Below are 9,532 nucleotides of genomic sequence, written 5' to 3'. Positions count from 1 at the left end.
GATTCCGTCAGTGCATCTGCCTTTACGGGGATTTACAACGATTTGGTCGCCGCATCGACCTTCGTGTGAAAACGGGGGCTGAAGCCATCCGGGCACTGGCCACACAGCTCCCGGCGTTTCGTCAGAAACTGAGCGACGGCTGGTATCAGGTACGGATTGCCGGGCGGGACGTCAGCACGTCCGGGTTAACGGCGCAGTTACATGAGACTCTGCCTGATGGCGCTGTAATTCATATTGTTCCCAGAGTCGCCGGGGCCAAGTCAGGTGGCGTATTCCAGATTGTCCTGGGGGCTGCCGCCATTGCCGGATCATTCTTTACCGCCGGAGCCACCCTTGCAGCATGGGGGGCAGCCATTGGGGCCGGTGGTATGACCGGCATCCTGTTTTCTCTCGGTGCCAGTATGGTGCTCGGTGGTGTGGCGCAGATGCTGGCACCGAAAGCCAGAACTCCCCGTATACAGACAACGGATAACGGTAAGCAGAACACCTATTTCTCCTCACTGGATAACATGGTTGCCCAGGGCAATGTTCTGCCTGTTCTGTACGGGGAAATGCGCGTGGGGTCACGCGTGGTTTCTCAGGAGATCAGCACGGCAGACGAAGGGGACGGTGGTCAGGTTGTGGTGATTGGTCGCTGATGCAAAATGTTTTATGTGAAACCGCCTGCGGGCGGTTTTGTCATTTATGGAGCGTGAGGAATGGGTAAAGGAAGCAGTAAGGGGCATACCCCGCGCGAAGCGAAGGACAACCTGAAGTCCACGCAGTTGCTGAGTGTGATCGATGCCATCAGCGAAGGGCCGATTGAAGGTCCGGTGGATGGCTTAAAAAGCGTGCTGCTGAACAGTACGCCGGTGCTGGACACTGAGGGGAATACCAACATATCCGGTGTCACGGTGGTGTTCCGGGCTGGTGAGCAGGAGCAGACTCCGCCGGAGGGATTTGAATCCTCCGGCTCCGAGACGGTGCTGGGTACGGAAGTGAAATATGACACGCCGATCACCCGCACCATTACGTCTGCAAACATCGACCGTCTGCGCTTTACCTTCGGTGTACAGGCACTGGTGGAAACCACCTCAAAGGGTGACAGGAATCCGTCGGAAGTCCGCCTGCTGGTTCAGATACAACGTAACGGTGGCTGGGTGACGGAAAAAGACATCACCATTAAGGGCAAAACCACCTCGCAGTATCTGGCCTCGGTGGTGATGGGTAACCTGCCGCCGCGCCCGTTTAATATCCGGATGCGCAGGATGACGCCGGACAGCACCACAGACCAGCTGCAGAACAAAACGCTCTGGTCGTCATACACTGAAATCATCGATGTGAAACAGTGCTACCCGAACACGGCACTGGTCGGCGTGCAGGTGGACTCGGAGCAGTTCGGCAGCCAGCAGGTGAGCCGTAATTATCATCTGCGCGGGCGTATTCTGCAGGTGCCGTCGAACTATAACCCGCAGACGCGGCAATACAGCGGTATCTGGGACGGAACGTTTAAACCGGCATACAGCAACAACATGGCCTGGTGTCTGTGGGATATGCTGACCCATCCGCGCTACGGCATGGGGAAACGTCTTGGTGCGGCGGATGTGGATAAATGGGCGCTGTATGTCATCGGCCAGTACTGCGACCAGTCAGTGCCGGACGGCTTTGGCGGCACGGAGCCGCGCATCACCTGTAATGCGTACCTGACCACACAGCGTAAGGCGTGGGATGTGCTCAGCGATTTCTGCTCGGCGATGCGCTGTATGCCGGTATGGAACGGGCAGACGCTGACGTTCGTGCAGGACCGACCGTCGGATAAGACGTGGACCTATAACCGCAGTAATGTGGTGATGCCGGATGATGGCGCGCCGTTCCGCTACAGCTTCAGCGCCCTGAAGGACCGCCATAATGCCGTTGAGGTGAACTGGATTGACCCGAACAACGGCTGGGAGACGGCGACAGAGCTTGTTGAAGATACGCAGGCCATTGCCCGTTACGGTCGTAATGTTACGAAGATGGATGCCTTTGGCTGTACCAGCCGGGGGCAGGCACACCGCGCCGGGCTGTGGCTGATTAAAACAGAACTGCTGGAAACGCAGACCGTGGATTTCAGCGTCGGCGCAGAAGGGCTTCGCCATGTACCGGGCGATGTTATTGAAATCTGCGATGATGACTATGCCGGTATCAGCACCGGTGGTCGTGTGCTGGCGGTGAACAGCCAGACCCGGACGCTGACGCTCGACCGTGAAATCACGCTGCCATCCTCCGGTACCGCGCTGATAAGCCTGGTTGACGGAAGTGGCAATCCGGTCAGCGTGGAGGTTCAGTCCGTCACCGACGGCGTGAAGGTAAAAGTGAGCCGTGTTCCTGACGGTGTTGCTGAATACAGCGTATGGGAGCTGAAGCTGCCGACGCTGCGCCAGCGACTGTTCCGCTGCGTGAGTATCCGTGAGAACGACGACGGCACGTATGCCATCACCGCCGTGCAGCATGTGCCGGAAAAAGAGGCCATCGTGGATAACGGGGCGCACTTTGACGGCGAACAGAGTGGCACGGTGAATGGTGTCACGCCGCCAGCGGTGCAGCACCTGACCGCAGAAGTCACTGCAGACAGCGGGGAATATCAGGTGCTGGCGCGATGGGACACACCGAAGGTGGTGAAGGGCGTGAGTTTCCTGCTCCGTCTGACCGTAACAGCGGACGACGGCAGTGAGCGGCTGGTCAGCACGGCCCGGACGACGGAAACCACATACCGCTTCACGCAACTGGCGCTGGGGAACTACAGGCTGACAGTCCGGGCGGTAAATGCGTGGGGGCAGCAGGGCGATCCGGCGTCGGTATCGTTCCGGATTGCCGCACCGGCAGCACCGTCGAGGATTGAGCTGACGCCGGGCTATTTTCAGATAACCGCCACGCCGCATCTTGCCGTTTATGACCCGACGGTACAGTTTGAGTTCTGGTTCTCGGAAAAGCAGATTGCGGATATCAGACAGGTTGAAACCAGCACGCGTTATCTTGGTACGGCGCTGTACTGGATAGCCGCCAGTATCAATATCAAACCGGGCCATGATTATTACTTTTATATCCGCAGTGTGAACACCGTTGGCAAATCGGCATTCGTGGAGGCCGTCGGTCGGGCGAGCGATGATGCGGAAGGTTACCTGGATTTTTTCAAAGGCAAGATAACCGAATCCCATCTCGGCAAGGAGCTGCTGGAAAAAGTCGAGCTGACGGAGGATAACGCCAGCAGACTGGAGGAGTTTTCGAAAGAGTGGAAGGATGCCAGTGATAAGTGGAATGCCATGTGGGCTGTCAAAATTGAGCAGACCAAAGACGGCAAACATTATGTCGCGGGTATTGGCCTCAGCATGGAGGACACGGAGGAAGGCAAACTGAGCCAGTTTCTGGTTGCCGCCAATCGTATCGCATTTATTGACCCGGCAAACGGGAATGAAACGCCGATGTTTGTGGCGCAGGGCAACCAGATATTCATGAACGACGTGTTCCTGAAGCGCCTGACGGCCCCCACCATTACCAGCGGCGGCAATCCTCCGGCCTTTTCCCTGACACCGGACGGAAAGCTGACCGCTAAAAATGCGGATATCAGTGGCAGTGTGAATGCGAACTCCGGGACGCTCAGTAATGTGACGATAGCTGAAAACTGTACGATAAACGGTACGCTGAGGGCGGAAAAAATCGTCGGGGACATTGTAAAGGCGGCGAGCGCGGCTTTTCCGCGCCAGCGTGAAAGCAGTGTGGACTGGCCGTCAGGTACCCGTACTGTCACCGTGACCGATGACCATCCTTTTGATCGCCAGATAGTGGTGCTTCCGCTGACGTTTCGCGGAAGTAAGCGTACTGTCAGCGGCAGGACAACGTATTCGATGTGTTATCTGAAAGTACTGATGAACGGTGCGGTGATTTATGATGGCGCGGCGAACGAGGCGGTACAGGTGTTCTCCCGTATTGTTGACATGCCAGCGGGTCGGGGAAACGTGATCCTGACGTTCACGCTTACGTCCACACGGCATTCGGCAGATATTCCGCCGTATACGTTTGCCAGCGATGTGCAGGTTATGGTGATTAAGAAACAGGCGCTGGGCATCAGCGTGGTCTGAGTGTGTTACAGAGGTTCGTCCGGGAACGGGCGTTTTATTATAAAACAGTGAGAGGTGAACGATGCGTAATGTGTGTATTGCCGTTGCTGTCTTTGCCGCACTTGCGGTGACAGTCACTCCGGCCCGTGCGGAAGGTGGACATGGTACGTTTACGGTGGGCTATTTTCAAGTGAAACCGGGTACATTGCCGTCGTTGTCGGGCGGGGATACCGGTGTGAGTCATCTGAAAGGGATTAACGTGAAGTACCGTTATGAGCTGACGGACAGTGTGGGGGTGATGGCTTCCCTGGGGTTCGCCGCGTCGAAAAAGAGCAGCACAGTGATGACCGGGGAGGATACGTTTCACTATGAGAGCCTGCGTGGACGTTATGTGAGCGTGATGGCCGGACCGGTTTTACAAATCAGTAAGCAGGTCAGTGCGTACGCCATGGCCGGAGTGGCTCACAGTCGGTGGTCCGGCAGTACAATGGATTACCGTAAGACGGAAATCACTCCCGGGTATATGAAAGAGACGACCACTGCCAGGGACGAAAGTGCAATGCGGCATACCTCAGTGGCGTGGAGTGCAGGTATACAGATTAATCCGGCAGCGTCCGTCGTTGTTGATATTGCTTATGAAGGCTCCGGCAGTGGCGACTGGCGTACTGACGGATTCATCGTTGGGGTCGGTTATAAATTCTGATTAGCCAGGTAACACAGTGTTATGACAGCCCGCCGGAACCGGTGGGCTTTTTTGTGGGGTGAATATGGCAGTAAAGATTTCAGGAGTCCTGAAAGACGGCACAGGAAAACCGGTACAGAACTGCACCATTCAGCTGAAAGCCAGACGTAACAGCACCACGGTGGTGGTGAACACGGTGGGCTCAGAGAATCCGGATGAAGCCGGGCGTTACAGCATGGATGTGGAGTACGGTCAGTACAGTGTCATCCTGCAGGTTGACGGTTTTCCACCATCGCACGCCGGGACCATCACCGTGTATGAAGATTCACAACCGGGGACGCTGAATGATTTTCTCTGTGCCATGACGGAGGATGATGCCCGGCCGGAGGTGCTGCGTCGTCTTGAACTGATGGTGGAAGAGGTGGCGCGTAACGCGTCCGTGGTGGCACAGAGTACGGCAGACGCGAAGAAATCAGCCGGCGATGCCAGTGCATCAGCTGCTCAGGTCGCGGCCCTTGTGACTGATGCAACTGACTCAGCACGCGCCGCCAGCACGTCCGCCGGACAGGCTGCATCGTCAGCTCAGGAAGCGTCCTCCGGCGCAGAAGCGGCATCAGCAAAGGCCACTGAAGCGGAAAAAAGTGCCGCAGCCGCAGAGTCCTCAAAAAACGCGGCGGCCACCAGTGCCGGTGCGGCGAAAACGTCAGAAACGAATGCTGCAGCGTCACAACAATCAGCCGCCACGTCTGCCTCCACCGCGGCCACGAAAGCGTCAGAGGCCGCCACTTCAGCACGAGATGCGGTGGCCTCAAAAGAGGCAGCAAAATCATCAGAAACGAACGCATCATCAAGTGCCGGTCGTGCAGCTTCCTCGGCAACGGCGGCAGAAAATTCTGCCAGGGCGGCAAAAACGTCCGAGACGAATGCCAGGTCATCTGAAACAGCAGCGGAACGGAGCGCCTCTGCCGCGGCAGACGCAAAAACAGCGGCGGCGGGGAGTGCGTCAACGGCATCCACGAAGGCGACAGAGGCTGCGGGAAGTGCGGTATCAGCATCGCAGAGCAAAAGTGCGGCAGAAGCGGCGGCAATACGTGCAAAAAATTCGGCAAAACGTGCAGAAGATATAGCTTCAGCTGTCGCGCTTGAGGATGCGGACACAACGAGAAAGGGGATAGTGCAGCTCAGCAGTGCAACCAACAGCACGTCTGAAACGCTTGCTGCAACGCCAAAGGCGGTTAAGGTGGTAATGGATGAAACGAACAGAAAAGCCCACTGGACAGTCCGGCACTGACCGGAACGCCAACAGCACCAACCGCGCTCAGGGGAACAAACAATACCCAGATTGCGAACACCGCTTTTGTACTGGCCGCGATTGCAGATGTTATCGACGCGTCACCTGACGCACTGAATACGCTGAATGAACTGGCCGCAGCGCTCGGGAATGATCCAGATTTTGCTACCACCATGACTAACGCGCTTGCGGGTAAACAACCGAAGAATGCGACACTGACGGCGCTGGCAGGGCTTTCCACGGCGAAAAATAAATTACCGTATTTTGCGGAAAATGATGCCGCCAGCCTGACTGAACTGACTCAGGTTGGCAGGGATATTCTGGCAAAAAATTCCGTTGCAGATGTTCTTGAATACCTTGGGGCCGGTGAGAATTCGGCCTTTCCGGCAGGTGCGCCGATCCCGTGGCCATCAGATATCGTTCCGTCTGGCTACGTCCTGATGCAGGGGCAGGCGTTTGACAAATCAGCCTACCCAAAACTTGCTGTCGCGTATCCATCGGGTGTGCTTCCTGATATGCGAGGCTGGACAATCAAGGGGAAACCCGCCAGCGGTCGTGCTGTATTGTCTCAGGAACAGGATGGAATTAAGTCGCACACCCACAGTGCCAGTGCATCCGGTACGGATTTGGGGACGAAAACCACATCGTCGTTTGATTACGGGACGAAAACAACAGGCAGTTTCGATTACGGCACCAAATCGACGAATAACACGGGGGCTCATGCTCACAGTCTGAGCGGTTCAACAGGGGCCGCGGGTGCTCATGCCCACACAAGTGGTTTAAGGATGAACAGTTCTGGCTGGAGTCAGTATGGAACAGCAACCATTACAGGAAGTTTATCCACAGTTAAAGGAACCAGCACACAGGGTATTGCTTATTTATCGAAAACGGACAGTCAGGGCAGCCACAGTCACTCATTGTCCGGTACAGCCGTGAGTGCCGGTGCACATGCGCATACAGTTGGTATTGGTGCGCACCAGCATCCGGTTGTTATCGGTGCTCATGCCCATTCTTTCAGTATTGGTTCACACGGACACACCATCACCGTTAACGCTGCGGGTAACGCGGAAAACACCGTCAAAAACATTGCATTTAACTATATTGTGAGGCTTGCATAATGGCATTCAGAATGAGTGAACAACCACGGACCATAAAAATTTATAATCTGCTGGCCGGAACTAATGAATTTATTGGTGAAGGTGACGCATATATTCCGCCTCATACCGGTCTGCCTGCAAACAGTACCGATATTGCACCGCCAGATATTCCGGCTGGCTTTGTGGCTGTTTTCAACAGTGATGAGGCATCGTGGCATCTCGTTGAAGACCATCGGGGTAAAACCGTCTATGACGTGGCTTCCGGCGACGCGTTATTTATTTCTGAACTCGGTCCGTTACCGGAAAATTTTACCTGGTTATCGCCGGGAGGGGAATATCAGAAGTGGAACGGCACAGCCTGGGTGAAGGATACGGAAGCAGAAAAACTGTTCCGGATCCGGGAGGCGGAAGAAACAAAAAAAAGCCTGATGCAGGTAGCCAGTGAGCATATTGCGCCGCTTCAGGATGCTGCAGATCTGGAAATTGCAACGAAGGAAGAAACCTCGTTGCTGGAAGCCTGGAAGAAGTATCGGGTGTTGCTGAACCGTGTTGATACATCAACTGCACCTGATATTGAGTGGCCTGCTGTCCCTGTTATGGAGTAATCGTTTTGTGATATGCCGCAGAAACGTTGTATGAAATAACGTTCTGCGGTTAGTTAGTATATTGTAAAGCTGAGTATTGGTTTATTTGGCGATTATTATCTTCAGGAGAATAATGGAAGTTCTATGACTCAATTGTTCATAGTGTTTACATCACCGCCAATTGCTTTTAAGACTGAACGCATGAAATATGGTTTTTCGTCATGTTTTGAGTCTGCTGTTGATATTTCTAAAGTCGGTTTTTTTTCTTCGTTTTCTCTAACTATTTTCCATGAAATACATTTTTGATTATTATTTGAATCAATTCCAATTACCTGAAGTCTTTCATCTATAATTGGCATTGTATGTATTGGTTTATTGGAGTAGATGCTTGCTTTTCTGAGCCATAGCTCTGATATCCAAATGAAGCCATAGGCATTTGTTATTTTGGCTCTGTCAGCTGCATAACGCCAAAAAATATATTTATCTGCTTGATCTTCAAATGTTGTATTGATTAAATCAATTGGATGGAATTGTTTATCATAAAAAATTAATGTTTGAATGTGATAACCGTCCTTTAAAAAAGTCGTTTCTGCAAGCTTGGCTGTATAGTCAACTAACTCTTCTGTCGAAGTGATATTTTTAGGCTTATCTACCAGTTTTAGACGCTCTTTAATATCTTCAGGAATTATTTTATTGTCATATTGTATCATGCTAAATGACAATTTGCTTATGGAGTAATCTTTTAATTTTAAATAAGTTATTCTCCTGGCTTCATCAAATAAAGAGTCGAATGATGTTGGCGAAATCACATCGTCACCCATTGGATTGTTTATTTGTATGCCAAGAGAGTTACAGCAGTTATACATTCTGCCATAGATTATAGCTAAGGCATGTAATAATTCGTAATCTTTTAGCGTATTAGCGACCCATCGTCTTTCTGATTTAATAATAGATGATTCAGTTAAATATGAAGGTAATTTCTTTTGTGCAAGTCTGACTAACTTTTTTATACCAATGTTTAACATACTTTCATTTGTAATAAACTCAATGTCATTTTCTTCAATGTAAGATGAAATAAGAGTAGCCTTTGCCTCGCTATACATTTCTAAATCGCCTTGTTTTTCTATCGTATTGCGAGAATTTTTAGCCCAAGCCATTAATGGATCATTTTTCCATTTTTCAATAACATTATTGTTATACCAAATGTCATATCCTATAATCTGGTTTTTGTTTTTTTGAATAATAAATGTTACTGTTCTTGCGGTTTGGAGGAATTGATTCAAATTCAAGCGAAATAATTCAGGGTCAAAATATGTATCAATGCAGCATTTGAGCAAGTGCGATAAATCTTTAAGTCTTCTTTCCCATGGTTTTTTAGTCATAAAACTCTCCATTTTGATAGGTTGCATGCTAGATGCTGATATATTTTAGAGGTGATAAAATTAACTGCTTAACTGTCAATGTAATACAAGTTGTTTGATCTTTGCAATGATTCTTATCAGAAACCATATAGTAAATTAGTTACACAGGAAATTTTTAATATTATTATTATCATTCATTATGTATTAAAATTAGAGTTGTGGCTTGGCTCTGCTAACACGTTGCTCATAGGAGATATGGTAGAGCCGCAGACACGTCGTATGCAGGAACGTGCTGCGGCTGGCTGGTGAACTTCCGATAGTGCGGGTGTTGAATGATTTCCAGTTGCTACCGATTTTACATATTTTTTGCATGAGAGAATTTGTACCACCTCCCACCGACCATCTATGACTGTACGCCACTGTCCCTAGACTGACCAAAGT

General features: G+C 51.5%; 7 protein-coding genes. 6 read left to right on the top strand and 1 reads right to left on the bottom strand.

Annotated features, from left to right (window positions below):
- From D1B32_RS23255 to D1B32_RS23230, 6 genes are all read left to right on the top strand, one after another.
- Positions 1 to 638: tail assembly protein (locus D1B32_RS23255; RefSeq protein WP_205127002.1), on the top strand; the 638-nt coding region annotated here is incomplete at its 5' end.
- Positions 639 to 698: 60 nt separating this feature from the next.
- A complete protein-coding gene (gene gpJ, locus D1B32_RS23250; protein WP_000515495.1) occupies positions 699 to 4,097 on the top strand; it encodes a phage attachment tail tip protein J in 3,399 nt (1,132 codons plus the stop codon).
- A gap of 61 nt (positions 4,098 to 4,158) precedes the next feature.
- Entirely contained in the window at positions 4,159 to 4,779 is a 621-nt protein-coding gene (lom, locus tag D1B32_RS23245) for an outer membrane beta-barrel protein Lom (RefSeq protein WP_001246632.1), read from the top strand.
- Between the two features lie 64 nt (positions 4,780 to 4,843).
- A complete protein-coding gene (locus tag D1B32_RS23240; protein ID WP_015979255.1) occupies positions 4,844 to 6,049 on the top strand; it encodes a prophage tail fiber N-terminal domain-containing protein in 1,206 nt (401 codons plus the stop codon).
- A 173-nt stretch (positions 6,050 to 6,222) separates the two neighbouring features.
- Positions 6,223 to 7,167 (top strand): phage tail protein, encoded by a 945-nt coding sequence (locus tag D1B32_RS24675; protein WP_015979257.1) that lies wholly within the window; start codon positions 6,223 to 6,225, stop codon positions 7,165 to 7,167.
- Positions 7,167 to 7,751 carry a tail fiber assembly protein gene (locus D1B32_RS23230; RefSeq protein WP_015979258.1) on the top strand — a complete coding sequence of 195 codons (585 nt, stop codon included), beginning with the start codon at positions 7,167 to 7,169 and terminating at the stop codon, positions 7,749 to 7,751. The genes D1B32_RS24675 and D1B32_RS23230 overlap by 1 nt, the downstream gene beginning before the upstream one ends.
- Positions 7,752 to 7,879: 128 nt before the next feature.
- Here D1B32_RS23230 and D1B32_RS23225 read toward each other — a convergent pair whose 3' ends face one another.
- Positions 7,880 to 9,112, bottom strand: coding sequence for an Ea47 family protein (locus D1B32_RS23225; RefSeq protein WP_000162952.1), 1,233 nt, complete (start codon positions 9,110 to 9,112; stop codon positions 7,880 to 7,882).
- Between the last annotated feature and the right edge of the window lie 420 nt (positions 9,113 to 9,532).

This window comes from Oceanobacillus profundus (genome assembly GCF_003515705.1).
Classification (GTDB): Bacteria; Bacillota; Bacilli; order Bacillales; family Amphibacillaceae; genus Oceanobacillus; species Oceanobacillus profundus.
The sequence above is the reverse complement of the archived record's forward strand: the minus strand, read 5'-3'. Positions and strand labels throughout refer to the sequence as shown.

Bases quoted from the DNA above. Each gene is read 5' to 3' on its own strand.
- lom (WP_001246632.1), top strand. From the start codon at position 4,159: ATGCGTAATGTGTGTATTGCCGTTGCTGTCTTTGCCGCACTTGCGGTG.
- D1B32_RS24675 (WP_015979257.1), top strand. From the start codon at position 6,223: ATGACTAACGCGCTTGCGGGTAAACAACCGAAGAATGCGACACTGACG.
- D1B32_RS23230 (WP_015979258.1), top strand. From the start codon at position 7,167: ATGGCATTCAGAATGAGTGAACAACCACGGACCATAAAAATTTATAAT.
- D1B32_RS23225 (WP_000162952.1), bottom strand. From the start codon at position 9,112: ATGACTAAAAAACCATGGGAAAGAAGACTTAAAGATTTATCGCACTTG.
- gpJ (WP_000515495.1), top strand. From the start codon at position 699: ATGGGTAAAGGAAGCAGTAAGGGGCATACCCCGCGCGAAGCGAAGGAC.
- D1B32_RS23240 (WP_015979255.1), top strand. From the start codon at position 4,844: ATGGCAGTAAAGATTTCAGGAGTCCTGAAAGACGGCACAGGAAAACCG.